Genomic DNA, 19,328 nt, shown 5'->3' with positions numbered 1-19,328 from the left:
TGTTGGATTATATAGGGAATTATATGAAGAGGGAATACCTGGATACAGGAGAGCTGCCCCCTATAATCCCCGTATTAATTTATCAGGCGAGGGATTCTGAGGACAGCGGTCTAATCGATCTTGTTGATAATTTTGCAGACTTATCCAGAGATATTAAACGCTATCAGGTCATTTTTGAAGTGGTCGAATTTAAACTTACAGACCTGACCTGGCAGGAAGTTTCCAGCCGGATGATAAAAATCTATTCTCTGGCAGCCACAATGGAGACAGCAGCAGATGAAATTAATAGGCTGGAAGAGATAGCATCAGCGCTGGCAGCTCTGGCGGAGAAAAAGAGGTTAGATTTTGTGCGAAGAAAATTAGTATCGCTGTCGGAGTATATTCTGACGGTGACCGAGTTGAACGAAGAGAGGATCAGAGATATTATTGAGGCAAAACTACCGGGAGGTGGCGATATAGTGGAAAGCACTGCAGAAAGGCTGAGGAAGGAAGGTATGGAGAAAGGGCGAAAAGAAGGCAGAAAAAAAGGCAGAAAAGAAGGTATGGCGAAAGGGCGAAAAGACATTCTAGATCTGATGATGCAGATGAGAGAGAAGTTTGGTGAGGATAGTTTAGAACTTATAGAGGTAATTAAAGATAAAGATGAAATAAATATAGATGAAATTAAACGAGCGATTGCAGAGTCTGATGATATTGAGGAGCTTCGAAGAATAATTGAGTAAATTCGGGGTAAACTTATATTGAATCATGTAAATTCAGGAGGAGGAGGCGACATAGTGGAAAGCACTGCAGAAAGGCTGCGCAAAGAAGGCAGGAAAGAAGGTATGGCGAAAGGTATAACTCTAACCCTTAAGTCTTTGTTAGAGCAAAGATTTTCTGAAGAACTACCAGAAGATATAAAACAGTCAATGGAAAAAGCCGATAGGGAAGATTTAATCAAAATCAGAGATAATATATTCGATATAGAAGATGTGGAAGATGTGAGGGAACTGCTGAAATAAAAGTAGCACCCAGGGGCGGGCAGGACTGTGCTGCTGCATCTAAAAACAGGTCGATCAGCAGCATAAACTGCCCGTCCCTATTTATGAGCTAACCCCCCTCAGCTACAGTGGCAAAACTAACTAAATCTTCTTTCTGAAGCGTCTTATCGAGATCTGCTTGATTACCATTTACCAGCAGCAGAGAAAACTGCAGCTCTTCCCGGGGTATTTCCAGCTCGTCAACCAGATCGCCCAGCTGACTTCCCGCCGGCAGATCTATTTCTGTCTCCCTGCTTTCCTCCGGGCGGTAATTTTTTAAATGCCCGAACAGCCTCACTCTCACCTTCATGATATATCTCTCCTCAACCATCCTCTCTGATCCAGTCAATTCCCATCTTGACCAGCTTTGCTTTTGAAGGTCTGGCCGTTTTGGGGTCCCAGCCCATCATTTCATAATACAATTCTACTGCTTTCTGGAAATCCTCTTTATCTATGCCGCCTTCACCTTCATGTGGACCATCAGCAAAATCCTCAAAGAATATATCAGGCAGACTGTCATCCTCGGGAGTAAAACCGATCTTATTGTTGAAAACCCGGGCCATGTCAATGCTTCTTTCCGCAGCGTCCATCAACTCTTTTAAACTTATATATTCACCGGTAACAGCTTTGATCAAATCCAGGGTTTTTTCTATCGAGACCGGACCGCTGGGCACATAACCAAAACAGCAGCAGCCGGTAATGTCGATCAGCGTCCAGTAAATCTCCAGATTGTAGAATACCCTCACTTTTTCTGCATCGAGCGCCAGAGGATCGACTGCTTCATAAAGCCCGATCGGCTTCAATGACTGCAGGCCATAACTATCTTCTCTGGTAAAGTCGGTATCATGAGGAGCCTTCATATGATCGGCTCCGTAATTGGCAAGGGCATACTGCAGGCCAACTCCGGTTTTAACCCGCGGATCATGCATGGGAGCTTCCTGCCCTTTCACATGATATACATATTTTTCTGCCCCACCTCCGATCCTTTTGGCCGCCTCTTTTGTGCCTTCTGCCAGCAGATCTCCTATTCCCTCCCGGGTGGCGATTTTCCTGATCATGGGCAGCACTACCTCTTCATTGCCGAATTTTAGCTCGAGACCATCACAATCCTCCCTGGTCAAAAGACCATTTTCATAGCATTCCATGGCGAAGGCGATGGTCATGCCGGTGGAAATAGTATCCAGGGTGTACTTATTGCACAGCTCGTTGGCTTTAGCTATTACTTTTTTGCTCTCCACCCCCAGAATCGAACCCATAGCCCCCACCGTTTCATATTCCGGACCGCCATATTTGGAGTCGACCTGGATATCATCATCGTCGACTTCCACCACCCTTTTACATCTTATCGGGCAGGCAAAACAGCCCCGACCTTCTTCTGCGAAGGATTCCTGCCAGCTTTCATCATCGATATTGTCTATTCCCTCAAATTGACTCTTATTCCAGTTATCAGTCGGCAGCGCTCCTGCTTCCTGGTTGCCCCGGGTAGCAGTCCAGGTGCCTGATTCGTGCATGATTTTTGCCACCGGGATCTCCATACCCTCTCTGGCCACCCAGCGATTGATCTCCAGAACTTTTTCTTTATCAGCCAGTTCAATACCCTGAGTGCCTCTGACTGCCAGCGCTTTTAAATTTTTCGCACCCATAACCGCTCCCAGCCCACAGCGGCCGTTGAAATGCCCCAGTTTATTGGTTATATTGCCGTAGCGAACCTGATTTTCCGCTCCGGGTCCTATCTGGGCCACATGAATTCTCTCATCTCCCAGATCTTCTCTGATGGTTTTCTGTACTTCTCCGGTAACTTTGCCCCAGAGCCTGCGGGCATCTTTAAATTCGACCTCTCCATCTTTGATCCACAAATACACCGGATTATCTGCTCTGCCGGTGACCACCACCGCATCAAAACCGGCCTGCTTTAGCTCCGGAGCCCAATACCCACCTGCCTCACTCTCACCGAATCCGCCTGTCAGAGGAGATTTGCCACAAACTGTCAGGCGGGGAATTGCCGGACCCTGAGCTCCTACCAGAATGCTGCCGGCAAAGACCAGCATGTTTTCAGGAGAATAGGGATCAGCTGAAGGATCGAGCTCTTTATGCATATAATAAAGAGCAATGCCTCTGCCGCCTATGTACTTCCGGTAAAATTTCTCGCCGTGTTCATCGATGGTGTATTCCTGGCTGCTGAGATCGACTTTTAAAATCTTACCATTTACACCTTTCATGAGATAATCACCTCGATAAATTTATTTGTCCCTGATCTGGCCATATTCCTCTGGTATCCTCCCAGACCAGCTATAAAAATTTTTCTTTCTGTTTAAATATTTCAATATAATATTTAAATATCCTTCACTGAGGGCTTAACCGGGGCCGAATTAAAGCTTGATATTCACCGCCAGCCTGACATATAATACATATAGTATAGTATTGTACTAATGGTATGGTGCTAAAATATCGTCTAAAAATAACGAGGAGTGATTTCTTTGCGAAGAACCGCTGAATCAGTATCTGCCGGACATCCTGATAAAATATGCGATAGAATTTCTGATGCTATTCTCGATGATATCATCAGATATGACTCCGGGGAGCCTAGAGTAGCCTGTGAAACGATGGCCAATACTGGCATGGTCATTATCGCCGGAGAGATAACGACTGACTGTTATGTCGATATTCATTCCATTGTTAGAAGAGAATTGAAGAATCTGGGATACGTGGAAGACGGTCACTCGCTGGGATTTAGAGCCGATGATGTAGCTGTGCTGCCCTCGATTGATGAACAGTCTCCCGACATCGCTGCGGGAGTGGGGCAGGAAGAAGCCGGGGAGCTGGGGGCTGGAGACCAGGGAATTATGGTCGGTTATGCGGTGCGCGATTCCGAGGATTATATGCCGCTTTCAGCCCATCTCTCTCATAAACTTATCAAGACTGTCCAGGATATAAGAAGATCCGATGAGATAAATTATTTAAAACCGGACGGCAAGTGCCAGGTCACGGTCGAATATGACCCTGATTCTCGCAAACCCAGGGCAGTTACGGACGTGGTGATTTCCGCCCAGCATGATGAGGGTTATCTCGACGCATGGCGGCAGGATGCCCGGGAAATTATAGCCGATGTCATCGGCGAATATCTGGCCGAGGATCCCACGCTGCATATCAATCCGGCCGGCAGCTTCATTATCGGATCGGCCAAGGCCGATGCTGGCGTGACGGGGAGAAAAATAGTGGTCGATCAATACGGACCTTCGGTGCCGGTGGGCGGCGGCGCTTTCAGCGGCAAGGATCCCACCAAGGTCGACCGCTCGGGAGCTTATGCTGCTCGTTATCTGGCCAAAAATATTCTCCATGCCTATCCGCAGCTGCACTCCTGCCAGGTGGAAATATCCTATGCTATTGGGGTTGCCGAACCAGTGGCGATTAATTTTGATTTTGAACCGGCTGACGTCGAGATGCCTGCGGATCTGGACGAGAAAATTTTGAGCTATATAGATCTTTCTCCCCGGGGGATTATCGATTACTTCAATTTATTCCGCCCGATCTACAAGCAGTACTGCACCTACGGCCATTTCGGTACGGTGCTGGAGGATGACTCATCCCCCATACCGCCCTGGGAGAAGCTCGATCTGGCCCGGGAACTGTAAAAGCTTCTGACAGAAGGTTTGGAGGCCAATCCTGAAGATTCCAGTTATAGAGGGGATAATTATGAGCGGAAGCGAATTTGAGCGGGTAAAGAAAATAGTGGAAAAAGCCGTGGAGTTAAAACGTCAGGGGGACCTGGATGAGGCCCGCCGCCGGCTGGAGCAGGGCCTGAATAAGTTTCCGAAAAATAACTTTTTGCGGGCCAGCCTGGCTGATCTGCTTTATCGTCAGCGCCAGTTCAACCGGGCGGAAGAACTGGCCCGGGAGATTCTTGCTGAAAAACCTGAAAGCGGGCGGGCGCTTTTGGTGCTGGGCAATATAGCATACAGCAAGCGCGATTTTGACCGGGCCTGTGAACATTTTCGAGCTGCTCACCGGCACCGCAATAATGTCTATTCCGCCCAGCGGTTGATCCGCACGCTGATGAAACAGGAGAAGTTTGAAAAAGCGCGTGAGCTGCTGGAAGAATGGCTGGAGAAAGAGCCGGACCATGAATATCTGCAGAAATTGGCTGCCTCGCTGTACGAAAAGATGGGGGATGAAAGCACAGCAGAAGAATTTTATCAGCAGTATCTGGATGAAAGTCCGGAGGATCAGTTTGCCTTCAAAGAAAAGATAAAGCTGAAGCTTAAAGATGAGAAGCCGGCCAGGGCTGTGGAAGAACTCGAGAATTTGCTCCGGCTGGAGAAACATCGACAAAATCCTCATCTGCAGGCCCTTCTGGCTGAATATCGCGAGGAGATGGAGGATTTGAGCGGTGCTGCTGAGGCTTACCGCCGCTCACTTGAATTCGATCCTGATAATCAATATGCGCGCCAGCGGCTGGGACAGTGTCTTTACAAAGACGGCCGGCATGAAGAAGCTCTGCCTCACCTAAAAGAGGCTTTCCGCCAGGATCCGGGCGATTATTACACCCGTTCTATGCTGATGAAAATCTTTCAGAAATTGGAGCTTTATGAAGAGGGCGGCGATTTTTTTCAGGAGATTATCAGGGATAACCCCGGTTTTGAAAATCTTTACGGCACAATCAAAAAGCTCAACAATGCCAGGGAAAGTGATGAGAATGAATGAGGAGGCGATTTCCGGAACGAAAATTGAAGAGCTGGTCCGGGTGCCCGAGGTGAGGACTGTTGTTCAGCTCTCGGACCGGGATGATCCCGAGCTGAGGCAGTTTTTAACCGACAGCTTCCTGCTCACCGGCGAAGTGGAGAGGATCCTGACCGCTTTTTTTGGAGATGTAAGCAGCGGTGAGGGAGGGGGTTACTTCATCGAGGGCAATTTCGGATCGGGGAAATCGCATCTTTTGAGCGTTATAAGCCTGCTTTTGGATTTTGAAGAGGCCTGGGATCCGATAATGGCTCAGGCCGGCAAAAAAAGCCAGTTAGCCGGGGTGTCTGCCGGGGTTCAAACTGGAGATTATCTGGTGATAAATATATCGCTGGTCGAACACAGCAACAAGGAATATCTCGAGGATATAGTCATCTCTGATCTGGCCGCATTCTGCCGCAAAAGCGAAGAGGTATCCGGTGAGGATTTCACCTTTTCCGGCGAGGCCGGGTTTATCGAACGCATGAGCGAGATAGTTCCAAAAGAAAGTCCGCAGCAGCTTAAGAGCTTTCTCAGAGAACAGGATATGACAGAAGAAGAGCTTTTTCAGCCCGGCAGATTGTTTCTGGTCGAAAAACTGCTGGACAGGCTTAACCTTCCTTACCGTTTTAACTTCGACCGCCACGATATATTCCAGCAGGTAGAAAAGCTTTTAAGGGAGACTTCTTTGCAGGGAGCTGCCATTCTTATCGATGAGCTTTCGGAATTTCTGCGCTCCAAACCCGATGGCCGCCGATTTAATGAGGATATTCGTTTTCTGCAGTTTTTAGGTGAGTTCACAGCCGAGCTCCCCTGCTGGGTGGCTGCCACTTTGCAGGAGGAGATCGAAAAGACGGGAGAGACCACTCCTGAGGCCTTCAACAAAATAAAGGATCGCTTTCCCTCGCGCTGGCGGCTCACAGGTGCCCATATAAAGGAGATAATTGGTTCGCGGCTGCTTGAGCCCAGGGAAGGAGCCCGGGATCAGATCGAGAAAATTTACGATTATTACAGCAGCGCTTTTTCGGGACTGCCTGTCGACCGGGAGCAGTTTACCTCGCTTTACCCGGTTCATCCGGCCACCATCGAGCTACTGGATAATCTCAAACCGCTTTTTTCTCAACAGCGCGGAATTATCGACTTCATTCATTATCAGCTCCGCGGAGATAGCTCCCGGGGAATTACCGGGCGGATGGACGGTCCGGCCGATGAATTATTGACCCCCGAAAATATTTTCGATCATTTTCTGCCCCGGATAAGAGAGATGATGGAAACCTCTCCTTATTATGAAAAGGTTTACCGTTATTACGAACAGGAGATCGATTCGCTTCTGAGCGACGATGAGGCAGAGATCGGTCTCAGAATTATCAAGCTTTTGATACTTTTCCGCATCTCACCGGTGGAGAGAGAGTATACCACGGCTGAGATAGCTGATATGCTCTTAGAACGGGTGACAGATCTGGACCCGCAGGTGAATTATCAGTATGTCGAAGATATTCTCGAGCGGCTTTACAGCCAGGGGGCCTATCTCAACCGCTGCCCGGCTGGAGAGGAGAAGGTGGAGACTAAGAGCGATGAATCCGGCTGGGTATATTATATCGACCTGGAAGCCGATGTGAATCTCATAATCGAGCGCCGCCGCGAATATATAAGGAGCAATCTTTTCGAAAATGACAGCAGAATTTTCACCCGCCCGGCACGTGAGCTTAAGGATAAGGTCCTGCCGCTGGCCCGGCTAACGGAGAATTCGCGCAGCCGGCGGACGGTCAACTGGCAGAATACCGAGCGCTCAGGCTTTGTCTATTTTCTGCCGCTCACCGAGATCGGCATGGAGGATATAGTCGAGTCAGCCCGGCGCCTGACCGAAAAGGAAGAGGATTTTATGTTCATTATCGGTTATGCCAGCAATATTGAGAAGCAGCGCCGGCATCTGCAGGAGGTGCTTTTGCCCGAGCTCGAGCCCGAACAGGCCAAAAGTTTTATGTTCTGGCTGCCGGTGGAGCTGGCAGAAGCAGAATTTCTGCGGGAGGTGCTCTCGCGGCAGCTGCTGCTGGATGAATACCGCGAGGACAATTCGCCTACCGGAAACGAAGTCAGAGAAAAACTCAAGGATCAGCTGGAGGACAGCTGGCCGGATGTGCGCCGCATTTTTCGGCGCTCCTATTATGAAGGACGAATAATCGACGGCAGGCAGGAGGAGGTTTTCGAGCTCGAGCCCGGTTCGTTCATGGCCTGGGAACGGCTGATGCAGCAGGTTACTGCCAGATTGCTGGAAAATCGCTTCCCCGAACACAGCAGCATAGCCCCATTCCGCCGCGGCCTGCGGACGGAGGAGTTCGATCGGCTGATCGATGATTTTCTCAGGCCGGGGGAGATCGACAGCTTAAAGGAGCTCGATGGCCGGGTGTTAAATGTGATAGACACCCATCTCAAGCCGATGGGACTGATCAGCCGACGCAGGGATGCTGTCAGCCTCGATATAAATCCGGATAAAAACCCTCTGCTGCAGGAATTTTTTGCCTGCCTGCAGGGCGAAAGAACGTCGATCGATGAAATATACTGGCAGCTGCGCAAAGGAGATTACGGGCTCGGCCGCAATCAGTTTCAGCTTCTGGTCTACTGTCTGCTTTTTGCCGGTTATATAACCGCTTTTTCCGAGCGGCGCAAGATAAGTTTGAAGAATTTAAATGCCCGCAATTTCAATCGTATCAGCGAGCTGGGATACGGCGAGATAATTTCCGAGGAATTTCAGGAAGTCCTGCGCGAATGCCAGCTAATCCCGCCCCGATATAAGCAGCAGCCTTTTTCTCTGCCGCTGCAGCATGATATCTGGGAGGAGATCATCCAGGCCAGGGAGGAGCTGACAGAGAAGCTGGAGCGGGTCAGGGCCGGTCTTGAAGGTCTCACCGAAGAAGAGGCGGAGATATTCCAGCGTCGGCAGATAAAATCCCGGCTGGAGGGTCTGGAAAGCCTGGTGGATGAGATAAAAGTCAGCTATTCTTCGGAGGAGGGACTGGAGCGCTTCGCCTCGCACTACCGCAGCCTGCCGGGAGTCGACAGCCGGCTGGACCGTCTGGATAGCCTGGAAGAGTTTTTTGATGAGAGGCTTGCAGATTACCGGCGTATGCGCAGTTATATCACCAGTTCTGCTCTGGAGCTGCCCGGGGAGTATCAGGAACTGCGCGAGCAAAAAGAAAGCCTGCTGCAACTAATGGAATCTGATCAGCTGCTCTATGATGAAGATTATTTCAGCGAACTCGAAGATGAATTCGCCGACTTCCAGGAAAATTATATAGAGGTTTACCGCCGGGAACATAACCGCCAGCTGGCGGCAGATCGCTTTGTACCTTATGATAAGATAAAAAAAAGCCGTGGCTATATAGTTCTGGACCAGCTGGCTGGAATAGAGATCATCTCCGTTCAGGATGACCTGGTCCGGGTAAAAAGGGAGCTGGCTGAAACTCTTCGCCATCGCTGCCGGGATTTCAGTCTTCCCGAGCTGCGCGAGCGACCTGTCTGTTCCTGCGGATTTACTCTCGGAGAAGAGATCGAGCTGCCCTCGCTCAAACGCCTGCAGGAGATGATCGAAGCCGGCATAGTTCAGTATCTGGAAAGCCTGAGAAGTCCGGAACACAGCGAGAAGCTGGAAGAGTATATAAAAAATATGGAAGCGGCCGGCGAGAAGCGATTTGCTCGACCTCTAAGACGGCTGCTGCAGTCGAGCCGCAAAATTGAGAGTGGAGGCGGTGAACTGATTGAGGAACTGGAGGAAATTTTGAACCGGCGGGTGATCAAGCGCGTAAACAGAGCATTATCCGAGGACATCTCAGTGATCGAACGAGATTTCAATGAGCTTTATGAACACCTGGTCGACCGCAGCTTTAAACCGGAGCAGATCCGCAACATTCTGGAAGAGTGGCTGACCGGCGGCGGCGAACTGGAGAAGAACACCTATATTAAGGTCCGGGCCGGCGGAGAAGATGCACAGGCCGGACGATTTCGTTCTGGAGCCGGAGATTCTGAACAGCTTATCGACGGCGGGGCGGAGGTAAAAGCCAGACTCGAGCGTTTTCTCAGGGATTATTTTCCCGAGCTTATGGAGATAAATGACCGGCTCGGCCCTGAAGGGTTTGCTCTGCTGCTGGCCTCGGTTGAATGGCAGTCCGCCCACGGGTTGAGCTGGGAAGACGTTCGGGATCTGCTGGAGGAGTTTTTCTCTCAGGAGAGTGAAACTCCGGCTCAAAATCTGGCTGGAAACAAAGCCCTGCAGGAGAGCCTTTCCGAACTGGCTGACAGGGTGCTGACCGGAACTCAGGAAGAGCCGGCGGGTTCTGATGAAGAGCCCGGCCCGGGTTCGGATGAGGATTTTCTGCAGAAGCTGATCCTTTCCCGGGTGCAGAATTTGACCCGGAAAAAGAACCTGGCCGAATTTTTGCTGAAAAAAATACCGGCCGGGAACAGCCGGGAATGGCTTAAGTCGCTTTTGGTCGAGCGGATTTCGCCGGTTTTGAGAAGACAGCTGGCCCTGAGACTAATCCAGAAGCTGGCCAGCACCGGTTCAGATCAGGAGCTGAAAAAATGCCGGCAGCAGCTGCAGGAATGGAAGCAGGATACGGAGAAAAAGTCTTCTTTTTCCGCGTCAGCAGAAGAGCGGCAGCTGGTGGAGTATTTTCTCGAGGTCGAACTGGCCCTGGAAGAGGGAAGCTCTTCCCGGCCAAAAACGCCGGCGGATTGGATCGATCTCTATGAAGATCATCTATCCCGTCTGGAATTGAACCTGGAACGATTGGCCTCTCAGGCCGCCAGACTCGAACTCGCTGAAAGTCTGCCCCTGAACCGCAGGCGCGAGGAAGTACACAGCCTGCTGCGTCGGCGCCAGAAGGAATTTGCCGATTTCTATCAGTCTCCCCGGCTGCAGCGCAGTCTTGCGAATCCAGAGGATAATCGTGAGGATGAAGGCTCTGCGGCGGCCGATTCAGAAGAGGATATACTCGATATACGCCGGCTCATCAACCGGCATTTCCCCCGGCTTCTGCAGAGGATGAGGCTTAAAGGCAGTCTCTGTCTGCTGCTGGACGGATTGAGGCATGATATCTGGAGCGAGCTCCGGCTGACTATTAAAAAGGAGTTTTCCAGCCGGCAGCTGGCTGAAGGATCGCATTTCGCTCTCGAACCGGCCAGCACAGAAAGACAGCTTAAAGCCCTGCGACAATCCTCCTTCGGCGGGAAAATCATCGAAGCAGAGGAGTTCGATCCTGGCAGCCTGGCTGATCCGGACGATCAGGATCCGGAAAAGCCGCAGATAATCAGGTTTTCTTTTATCGATGATAAGGTTCATTCTTCCCGTCAGCATTATCTCGATTTTCTGGATGAGCTTATCTTCCAAACTCAAAATCGCCTGCTTCCCTTTCTGAATGATCTGCCGGAGCGTCAGCCGGTGCTTTTTTTCGCCGATCACGGTTTCAGTATCAATCACCACTTCGATGAAAGCAATAAATACGAAGAACCGCGCTATCTGCACGGCAGCAGCACCCTATTCGAGGCGATCGTTCCCTGGAGCCTGATATACTTCTATTAAAGTTTACATTATCGTTACAATTTTGTTATCTGTATTTAACAATAATATATTAGTATTATAGTTGAGCGCTGAGGCAGGAGGCTGCCCCCATTTTTTTAGTTTTAATTTTCAAAAAATGATTTTGTCCTCCTGCCTCTTTTATTATCATATCATGCTGCAGAAAGCGGAGGGATTAAATTTATGAAGAAGTTTTTGACCTGTTCTCTGCTGGTTGTTGTTGCTCTGGCCATGGTTTTGACCGTCAGTCCGGCCGAGGCTGCCGAATGGCCCGGTGAGCGCGATGTGCGCTATGTCGTTCCCTATGAGCCCGGAGGGTTGAGCGATATCACCGCCCGGCTGATGGGTGAGGTACTGCGCGAAGAAGGGATGTGGGACTGGGAGGTCTCAGATTTCGTTATAACGAACATCGCTGGTGCCAGCGCCGGCAACGCCATGGTGGAAGTTCGCGATGCCGATCCCGATGGATCGATGCTCTTGCATCATCACACTTCCTTCATCACCCATATGGCCTTCGGAGTTAGAGACTGGAGTTATGAGGAGTTCACCCCCATAGCCATGCTGTTTGAAGTGCCTCAGGTTGCCTTTGCTCTGCCGGGAGAATGGGAGGATTTCAACGAGTACGTGGAATATGTCGAAGAAAATCCCGGTGAGACCACCTTTGCCGGAAGTTCTCTGGGCGGCGGAACTCACATGATGGGTGAGATGCTTCTTGATGCTGCCGGTATAAGAGATGATCTTTCCTATGTGGCTCATGGAGGCGGCGGTCCCATGACTGCAGCCATGCTCGGCGGCGAGGATGAAATGGCAGTAACTCAGGCACCTACTGTGCTGCCTCCTCATCCAGATGGTGACTTCGAAATACTGGGTGTATCCTCCGAAGAGAGGCTCGATTCCATTCCTGATGTTCCTACCTTTGAAGAACTCGGCTATGATCTCCCTCTCACCACAACTCACCGCATGGGAGTTTGGGGACCTCCCGGTATGGATCAGGAACTCGTGGATGAAATAGCAGACTTTTTTGAAGAGTTAGTCACCAGCGAAACCTTTAAAGAAAGGGCTGCCGATCAGGGTCTTTTTGTCAACTTTCAGGATGGCGAGACTCTGCGCGAATACTTTGAAGAGGACGAAGAAACAATATATGAGCTCATCGATGAATATGATCTGGACGAATAAAGACTTTTCGGCCTGAAGATTTTTTAAGGCTAAATTCGGGCTCCGGGCCGCGCTGTCCGGGGCCTTTCTTAAATATTGCCGAAATTTATCAGCGGAAATGAGGTGATAGGGTGCTGGAAAATAAGGAGTATCTGGTCAAAAGTTTTGTGAATTTATTCCTGATAGTTATAGGCGCATTTTTTCTGGTCGAATCCTATGAGGTAAGCCCCGGTTTTCAGCAGGTTGTGGGGGCTGATCAGTATCCGCGCTGGTTTGCTGTAATTCTTATCGCTCTCTGTCTGGCCAGCCTTATCAAAGATCATCTGCGGTTAAGGCGGGATGATTTTACCAGCGAAGATGTGAAATTAATTGAAGAGATGCTCAGTGTAGGTCCGCGCATTCTGGTTCTTTTTGGCCTGTTAATCTTCTATATATATTTGATTCCCTTTTTAGGATACTTTGAGAGCGGTTTTATTTTCCTGGCTCTGGCTATTTTCTTTCTGGGCCAGAAAAATGTGCGGAATCTGGTATATTCGCTGCTTTTCGCTTCAGGCATTACGCTGGCAGTTTACTTTGTCTTCGGTGTAGTGATGAATATTTATCTGCCGACCGGAATTCTATTTTAAAGGGGTGAAATTTTTGCTTGCCAATTTGTTACAGGGCGCAGAGATAATTTTTCAACCCATGGTGCTGCTTTATCTGCTGGGGGGGACATTTTTAGGTCTGATATTCGGGGCCATTCCCGGGCTTACGGCCACGCTGGCTTTAATTTTGCTGCTGCCGGTCACTTTCGGCATGGAGCCGGCTATCGGCATGGCCGTTCTGGGAGCGCTTTATGTGGGCGGTATATCCGGCGGTAAAATTCCGGCCATTCTCTTGAATATGCCGGGTACGCCTTCATCGATAGCCACCACTTTTGATGGTTACCCCCTATCTCAGAAGGGATATCCCGGTAAAGCTTTGACCTATGGAATAGCCGCCTCGTTTTTGGGCGGGCTTTTTGGTATGATAGCGCTGATTTTGCTGGCGCCTCAGCTGGCCAGAATAACGCTGCGTTTTCAGAGTTATGAGTACTTTATTCTGGGTATATTTGGCCTGACGGTAGTGGCCAGCACCACCGGTAAATCCGTCATAGATGGGCTGGTCAGCGGCTGTCTGGGGGTTTTGATAGCGACAATCGGCGGCGATCCTATCGCCGGTTCGGTGAGATTTACCTTCGGTCAAAGGGCTTTAGAGGGCGGCGTGGAGCTGCTGGTAGCGATGATAGGACTTTTCGTGATAACAGAGGTATTTACTCAGTCGGCTGAGGTAGATAGAGATTATGTTTTCTCAGCGAACAAAATGGACTCGCTCAAACTTCAGTTTTCGGTCCTGAAAAAACAGGCTAAGAATCTGCTCCGTTCTTCTGCTATCGGTCTGGGGCTGGGGATGCTGCCGGGAGCAGGAGGTACTATCGCCAACTTCGTTGCTTACGATCAGGCCAAGAAATTTTCGGATACCCCGGAGGAATTCGGCACCGGCAAACTGGATGGAATTATGGCCGCAGAATCGGCCAACAACGCGGTGACCGGGGGGGCTTACATTCCCACCATCACGCTGGGCATACCGGGCAATACCGTAACAGCCGTGCTTTTGGCCGGGTTGATAACCCACGGTCTGACGCCGGGTCCTTCACTATTTCTCAACGAGATCGATCTGGTCTTTGCCATGTTTGTGGGGCTTATAGTTTCCAATGTTTTTATGTTCGCTCTGCAGTACTCGGTCATGATCAGATTTTTCACCTGGGCGCTCAAAATTCCCAAAAAAGTTCTGCTGCCGGTGATCGTGCTTATGTCGGTGGCCGGAACCTACAACATTCGCTACAGCATCAGTGATCTCTGGGTGCTCATTTTCTTTACTTTTATGGGTTATGTGCTGAAGAAATCGGGCTTTCCGCTGACGCCGCTGATTTTGGGGCTTATTCTGGGGCCGATCATGGAGAACAATCTGCGCACCACCATGATGGCCACCGGCGGCGAGATAACTCCGTTTTTTACCCGACCCTATTCGCTGGGGCTTATAGTGCTGACAGTTGTCAGTCTCTTTTTGACATTCTTTATGAAAAAACTAAGATCGAAAAAGCAGTCGATGACACAGAATATAGCTGGAGAGGGTGAAGACAGTCAGTGAGCAGATTATGGGGAGATTTTGGCACACCTATTTGCTAACTGAAGACAATAAGATTCCGAATTTATAATCTCCGGCCGGAGCTTTCCAGCTCCGACCCTGATATTGTTGTCGGGATTTTTTCAGCATTGACGGTCCGCCCATAATATGAAAGAATAATACCAGAGATATCATGTCGAAAAAGGAGGGTGGCTGTCGATGTCTATTTTTCTGGTCGAGGATGAGGATTCCCTGGCCGAACTGCTGGAAATGAATCTGGAGCTGGAAGGCTTTGAAGTCGTCAGGTTTGCCCGGGCTGAGACTGCTAAAGCAGAGCTGGAAAGTTCTATTCCGGAGCTGATCGTGCTTGACGTCAATCTGCCGGGGATGAACGGTTTTAATTTCATGAAAGAGATCCAGGATAGAGATTATCCGGTCATATTTTTGACCGTCAAGAGCGATCTCGAGGACAGGCTTCTGGGCTTCCGGCTGGGAGCCGACGATTATATAACCAAACCTTTCGAGGTGGAGGAGTTCATATTCAGGGTGAAAGCCGTACTGAGGCGTACCGGCGATGAAACTGAGGATGAATCTTTAAGAGCGGGTCCGCTTGTTCTGGATAAGAAACGCCATCTGCTGCTGGTGGATGGCGAGGAACGCGAGCTGACCGCCTCGCAGTTTCTGGTTCTGGAAAAATTGATGGCCAACCCCCGCCAGGTTATCTCCCGGGAGAAGATACTGCGCTGTCTCTGGCAGAACGAGCTGCCGGGAACCACAACCCGGGCGATCGATATGCACATCAATCGGCTGCGTAAAAAGCTTGGTGAGCACCGTGATTGTATTGCCACAGTATATGGTGCCGGTTATAAGCTGGATGTGGAGTAAATGTCATTATCTATCAGAGGCGGTATCCGGGCAAAACTGATTATAGGTACCATTCTGGCCCTGCTTCTTTTCAGCCTGATGGTATTTCTATATATAAACAGCGCTCTGGAAAGACACATCATGGATAATGTCAGGCAGGAGATGACCGCCCGCAGTTATGAAATTCAGCAGTATCTTTTCGGAGTTTCCCGGCAGTACGGTGATGATATGCTGGATGAGAGCAATTTGACCTATCTGGAACACAGCCTCGAAACCAGGCATGAAGGTATGCGCATCTGGCTTTACGGGGCTGAGGGTCCGGCCGGAGGTGAACAGCCCTTCTATCTGGAGAGCAATTATGGCGATAGAATCGAGACTATAGAAAAGTCGCAGGAGAGAGCTGCCCGGGCTGAGCGCAGCATGGTCAGGCTCAATTCAGATAATTTCTCTTATCCCCGTCTGATCATGCATTTTCCTTATTATGACGACCTCGAAATCGGAGCGGAGATCAGCGGGATTGTCGGTCTGGAATACGAGCTCTCCGAAGAACATCGTCTGCTGGAAAGACTCAGGCTGGTGCTGATTTTGGCTTTTACTGCTCTGGTGGTCTTCACCGGGGCTTTTCTTTATTTCTATATAACCAGGATGATCTCACCGCTCGAGACTTTAAAGCAGGCTATCGAGAGGTATCAAAAGGGGGAGGAGAGAGCTGGACAGCCGGCCGAACTCGATATCGAAGGTCAGGATGAGATCGGTGAGCTGGCCCGGGCTTTTAAAAACATGCGCTCCGGCATCGATGAGCTGATCGCGGACCTCAGAATGGAAAAAGAGAAGCAGAAAGAATTTTTTGAGAAGATGACCCACGAACTCAAAACACCTCTCACCATAATCCGCGGTTTTGCCGATATGTATGATAAAGTGGATACTGAAGAGGAACGCTCCCGCTGTCTTGATAGAATCAGACTCGAATCCGATCGGATGCTGGAGATGGTTGAAAATCTGCTCAGCAGCTCCCGCAGCGGCAATTATTCTCTCGAGATCGAACCAGAACCGGTGAGCCTGGTCGAGCTCTGCCGGCGGACGGTAGATCTGATTGAGGTCAAAGCTTTAAGCCGAGATATCGAGATGCTGCTGGATTTTGAAGACCAATTTGCGGGACGATCCACAGGAGAGGCAGAATCTTCGAAACCGGCGGCAATCGATCCGGTGAGAATTAAGGAAGTGCTGCTCAATCTGCTGGATAATGCCATAACCTACAGCGGCACAGATATAATAAAGCTGAGCCTGCGCCGGCGCGAGGACGGCGGCTGCGAGATAATAATCAGGGATGAAGGCTGCGGTATAAAGCGTTCGAAGCTGGAAAAGATAGAAAACGGCGAGTTGAGCCGCGGTCAGGGGCTCGATATAGCCCGTCGTATAGTTGATCTGCACGGAGGAGAGCTGGAATTGAACAGCAGTCCTGATCGGGGAACTACCGCCAGGATCATACTGCCGGCGTCGGTATTCGGGGGTGAAAGTTATGCCTGAGGGAAAATACAGCCTGCCCATACTGGTAATTCTGACGCTGATGATCGTCCTGACCGTTTTTATGATCAACGGCCGCGGGGAGGTGCTCCCTGAAGGGGAATTGGTAACTGTCGACGAGGATGAGGCTCTAAGAATACTGGAAAACCAGACCCCGATAGAACTTAAAATATCAGATCTCAGCTGGGGCCCGGTGGTCATTCGCGATCATCAGCAGGTTTTGGAGATCTGGAATCTTCTGCGGCGCACTCTGCCCGAGGGAGATTTAGTTGAGGAAGAGCAGCAGGAAAAGGCTGACGATGTCTTCCGGGTGGAAGTGACCTTTTTGAACGAAGAATCGCGGGAGTTTACCGTGCCGATCGAGTACCTGCAGGAGGAGACTTCATATACCCGCAGTTTTTTTCAGTAGGATAAAAGACCTTGAATAGACCAATCATGATGGGAATTAAGCATTAGAAAAGGACTTTCCTATCTTCGTGTATAATAAAACAAACAACAAGTATAATTTTATGGCCGAAAACTAAACTTATGCCGGGGAAAAATTTCATTGTGAACGAAGCTTTATATCTTCCAGCATAACTAAATAAGGTTTTTTACACACCTATTTACCAGCTGAGGACAGGAAGATCCAAAATCCTCAAATAAAAGCTTTAAAAACCGCAGCTGAGGAGGGGATAAAATTATGGATTATTTATCATATACCGATCCGGAAGCAAAAGCAATTCTGGATAAAGAACTAAAGCGCGAGGAAAATTCTATAGAATTGATCGCCTCAGAAAATTTTGTCTATCGATCGATTCTGCCGGTAGGCAGCGGGATTCTCGCCCAATCAGCTGTAGAGGCTCTGCAGGAATCCTGATAAATTTGGCCGGTTTGAAGGCAGCATGCTTGCAATTAAGCAGGCTCTGTGTTAACATTTTCTCGAGTCAGGCCTGCTGCTGAAATTTAAAGTTTTAACCGATTCTACAGCTGCAGGGGCTTTTTTTCGGAATAAATTTCCCATAAAAAGATAAAGTTTTCAATACAGAAATCAAAACTCAGATCGCACGTTAAAGGAGTGATGCAGCATCAATTATATATTATCTCTTTTGGGCATGGGGCTGGTTATGGTCGGATTTGCCCTCATGACAGGAGATCTTTCTTTGCCCTCAGTCTGGTTGACTCGGCTTTTCAACTCGGATAAAAATGCCGGACAGCGCTTTTTGGGCAGAGCCTTTATACTGGCTGGAATAATCAGCTTTTTCGCGCCGCTGATGGTAGTTTTCAGCAGCAGACCGATATGGCTTTTCTTTCTGCTGTTTTTGACCGGTCTGGCGGTCAAACTGCTGTTTACCAGACTGGGTAGAAGTTTTTGAAAATCTAAAGAATTTGATAAACCCATGCTGAGCCTCCCGTATCGGGAGGCTTTTGTCTTTCAGGCAGGAATGAGGTGCGGTCAGCTAGAATTGATAATAAAGGTTCTTCAAGAACAACCACAAAATGAAAGCAGAGGTGCCCTGGATGAATAGGGGAAAGGGCTTCAGCGGAAAATTTTTTAAAATATATGTGCTGCTGGTACTTACAGCGACTACAGCCACCGGGCTCAATACGCTCATGGGAGAGAGTTCTTACTTTATGACCGGATTTTTGGATCTGTCAGTTTATGCCCGCACGCTGATCGATATGGTGATCATGTTTTTTCTTTACGGTCTTCTGGGTCTTTTTGGCTTCAAACTGGCCGGAGAGATCGGTTTACCCGGGGTCTGGAGCGTGCAATATCCAGGCCTGATAGATTATCTGGAACCTGCCTTTGCTGGCATCGCCGTCGGGCTAATTTTTATTTTCCTCGAAAGCGGTTTTGCCGGGCTGCACGGACTGGGATATTTTTCCGGGCTGGACTTTCCTCATTCTCTTTTTGCTCTGATCACCGGGGCGGTGGCCGAAGAAATTCTTTATCGCCTTTTTTTGATACCTGTGCTGGTCGCGGTCATCCTGGCCTACCGACAGCAGAGATTTTCGGGGGAAGCGATCCCGAAAGGCAAAAAGGGTTTAAGCGGCAGCATTTTCTGGCCGGCCGCCGCCGCAGCCGGTATTATCTATACTCTGGCTCACGGATTCGATATGATCGTTTCTCTGGGGGAGATTTCTATGACCCAGCTGCCCCCGCTCGCCTGGCTGCAGGTTCTGCTGATGAATCTGGTGCTGGCTCTGGCGGCTGCCTGGCAGTTCCGACGGCGGGGTTATCTGGCTGCCGTAATGTTCCATGCCTGGTTCGCTCTGGTCTGGTACATTATCAGGGGCGGTTTCTTGATCTGAGCGGAGGAAAAATTTCGCATAATTTATTTCCGGCC

The 19,328-nt window shown here is 49.6% G+C and carries 16 protein-coding genes; 13 read left to right on the top strand and 3 right to left on the bottom strand.

Annotation, left to right across the window (positions count from 1 at the left end):
• Positions 1-722 (top strand): RpnC/YadD family protein (locus BLT15_RS09180; protein ID WP_234985575.1); only part of this gene is annotated, 722 nt, incomplete at its 5' end.
• Positions 723-776: 54 nt separating this feature from the next.
• Entirely contained in the window at positions 777-1,001 is a 225-nt protein-coding gene (locus tag BLT15_RS09175; RefSeq protein ID WP_089760928.1) for a hypothetical protein, read from the top strand.
• A gap of 88 nt (positions 1,002-1,089) precedes the next feature.
• Here the strand turns inward: BLT15_RS09175 and BLT15_RS09170 are convergent, their stop codons facing one another.
• Together BLT15_RS09170 and BLT15_RS09165 are read right to left on the bottom strand one after the other, a co-directional pair.
• The gene (locus BLT15_RS09170; protein ID WP_089760926.1) at positions 1,090-1,350 is read right to left on the bottom strand and encodes a MoaD/ThiS family protein; all 261 of its coding nucleotides are present in this window, start codon (positions 1,348-1,350) and stop codon (positions 1,090-1,092) included.
• Entirely contained in the window at positions 1,343-3,238 is a 1,896-nt protein-coding gene (locus BLT15_RS09165) for an aldehyde ferredoxin oxidoreductase family protein (RefSeq protein ID WP_089760924.1), read from the bottom strand. The genes BLT15_RS09170 and BLT15_RS09165 overlap by 8 nt, the downstream gene beginning before the upstream one ends.
• A gap of 252 nt (positions 3,239-3,490) precedes the next feature.
• On the opposite strand from BLT15_RS09165, the gene metK reads away from it, so the two are divergent.
• The 10 genes from metK to BLT15_RS13090 all read left to right on the top strand — a co-directional run bounded on the left by metK (position 3,491) and on the right by BLT15_RS13090 (position 17,857).
• A complete protein-coding gene (metK, locus tag BLT15_RS09160) occupies positions 3,491-4,651 on the top strand; it encodes a methionine adenosyltransferase (RefSeq protein WP_427854226.1) in 1,161 nt (386 codons plus the stop codon).
• 61 nt (positions 4,652-4,712) lie between these two features.
• The gene (locus BLT15_RS09155) at positions 4,713-5,720 is read left to right on the top strand and encodes a tetratricopeptide repeat protein (RefSeq protein WP_089760919.1); all 1,008 of its coding nucleotides are present in this window, start codon (positions 4,713-4,715) and stop codon (positions 5,718-5,720) included.
• On the top strand, positions 5,707-11,313 hold the full coding sequence (locus BLT15_RS09150) for a DUF6079 family protein (protein ID WP_234985574.1): 5,607 nt from the start codon (positions 5,707-5,709) through the stop codon (positions 11,311-11,313). The genes BLT15_RS09155 and BLT15_RS09150 overlap by 14 nt, the downstream gene beginning before the upstream one ends.
• Positions 11,314-11,493: 180 nt before the next feature.
• Positions 11,494-12,486 carry a Bug family tripartite tricarboxylate transporter substrate binding protein gene (locus BLT15_RS09145; RefSeq protein ID WP_089760915.1) on the top strand — a complete coding sequence of 331 codons (993 nt, stop codon included), beginning with the start codon at positions 11,494-11,496 and terminating at the stop codon, positions 12,484-12,486.
• A 110-nt stretch (positions 12,487-12,596) separates the two neighbouring features.
• Positions 12,597-13,091, top strand: a complete 495-nt coding sequence (locus tag BLT15_RS09140; protein ID WP_089760913.1) for a tripartite tricarboxylate transporter TctB family protein — start codon at positions 12,597-12,599, stop codon at positions 13,089-13,091.
• A 13-nt stretch (positions 13,092-13,104) separates the two neighbouring features.
• Complete coding sequence (locus BLT15_RS09135) at positions 13,105-14,634, top strand: tripartite tricarboxylate transporter permease (protein WP_089760910.1); 1,530 nt, start codon at positions 13,105-13,107, stop codon at positions 14,632-14,634.
• Positions 14,635-14,829: 195 nt separating this feature from the next.
• Positions 14,830-15,495 (top strand): response regulator transcription factor, encoded by a 666-nt coding sequence (locus BLT15_RS09130; RefSeq protein ID WP_089760908.1) that lies wholly within the window; start codon positions 14,830-14,832, stop codon positions 15,493-15,495.
• The gene (locus tag BLT15_RS09125) at positions 15,496-17,001 is read left to right on the top strand and encodes a sensor histidine kinase (RefSeq protein ID WP_089760907.1); all 1,506 of its coding nucleotides are present in this window, start codon (positions 15,496-15,498) and stop codon (positions 16,999-17,001) included.
• Positions 16,994-17,407 carry a DUF3919 family protein gene (locus BLT15_RS09120; RefSeq protein ID WP_089760905.1) on the top strand — a complete coding sequence of 138 codons (414 nt, stop codon included), beginning with the start codon at positions 16,994-16,996 and terminating at the stop codon, positions 17,405-17,407. The genes BLT15_RS09125 and BLT15_RS09120 overlap by 8 nt, the downstream gene beginning before the upstream one ends.
• A 273-nt stretch (positions 17,408-17,680) precedes the next feature.
• Positions 17,681-17,857: a hypothetical protein gene (locus BLT15_RS13090; protein WP_143423052.1), complete on the top strand. Its 177-nt coding sequence runs from the start codon at positions 17,681-17,683 to the stop codon at positions 17,855-17,857.
• A gap of 213 nt (positions 17,858-18,070) precedes the next feature.
• Here the strand turns inward: BLT15_RS13090 and BLT15_RS09115 are convergent, their stop codons facing one another.
• Positions 18,071-18,379: a hypothetical protein gene (locus BLT15_RS09115; protein ID WP_089760902.1), complete on the bottom strand. Its 309-nt coding sequence runs from the start codon at positions 18,377-18,379 to the stop codon at positions 18,071-18,073.
• A gap of 119 nt (positions 18,380-18,498) precedes the next feature.
• Here BLT15_RS09115 and BLT15_RS09110 point away from each other — a divergent pair, with 119 nt between their 5' ends.
• Entirely contained in the window at positions 18,499-19,293 is a 795-nt protein-coding gene (locus BLT15_RS09110) for a CPBP family glutamic-type intramembrane protease (RefSeq protein ID WP_089760900.1), read from the top strand.
• Positions 19,294-19,328: the final 35 nt, after the last annotated feature.

The sequence above is a fragment of the Halarsenatibacter silvermanii genome (genome assembly GCF_900103135.1).
In the GTDB taxonomy this organism is placed as follows: Bacteria; Bacillota; Halanaerobiia; order Halanaerobiales; family Halarsenatibacteraceae; genus Halarsenatibacter; species Halarsenatibacter silvermanii.
This window is presented reverse-complemented; position numbering and strand designations above follow the sequence as displayed.

Excerpts from the sequence above, each read along its gene's own strand:
- BLT15_RS09170 (WP_089760926.1), bottom strand. The coding sequence starts at position 1,350 with ATGGTTGAGGAGAGATATATCATGAAGGTGAGAGTGAGGCTGTTCGGG.
- BLT15_RS09165 (WP_089760924.1), bottom strand. The coding sequence starts at position 3,238 with ATGAAAGGTGTAAATGGTAAGATTTTAAAAGTCGATCTCAGCAGCCAG.
- BLT15_RS09155 (WP_089760919.1), top strand. The coding sequence starts at position 4,713 with ATGAGCGGAAGCGAATTTGAGCGGGTAAAGAAAATAGTGGAAAAAGCC.
- BLT15_RS09150 (WP_234985574.1), top strand. The coding sequence starts at position 5,707 with ATGAGAATGAATGAGGAGGCGATTTCCGGAACGAAAATTGAAGAGCTG.
- BLT15_RS09145 (WP_089760915.1), top strand. The coding sequence starts at position 11,494 with ATGAAGAAGTTTTTGACCTGTTCTCTGCTGGTTGTTGTTGCTCTGGCC.
- BLT15_RS09130 (WP_089760908.1), top strand. The coding sequence starts at position 14,830 with ATGTCTATTTTTCTGGTCGAGGATGAGGATTCCCTGGCCGAACTGCTG.
- BLT15_RS09125 (WP_089760907.1), top strand. The coding sequence starts at position 15,496 with ATGTCATTATCTATCAGAGGCGGTATCCGGGCAAAACTGATTATAGGT.
- BLT15_RS09120 (WP_089760905.1), top strand. The coding sequence starts at position 16,994 with ATGCCTGAGGGAAAATACAGCCTGCCCATACTGGTAATTCTGACGCTG.
- BLT15_RS13090 (WP_143423052.1), top strand. The coding sequence starts at position 17,681 with ATGGATTATTTATCATATACCGATCCGGAAGCAAAAGCAATTCTGGAT.
- BLT15_RS09115 (WP_089760902.1), bottom strand. The coding sequence starts at position 18,379 with ATGGGTTTATCAAATTCTTTAGATTTTCAAAAACTTCTACCCAGTCTG.
- BLT15_RS09110 (WP_089760900.1), top strand. The coding sequence starts at position 18,499 with ATGAATAGGGGAAAGGGCTTCAGCGGAAAATTTTTTAAAATATATGTG.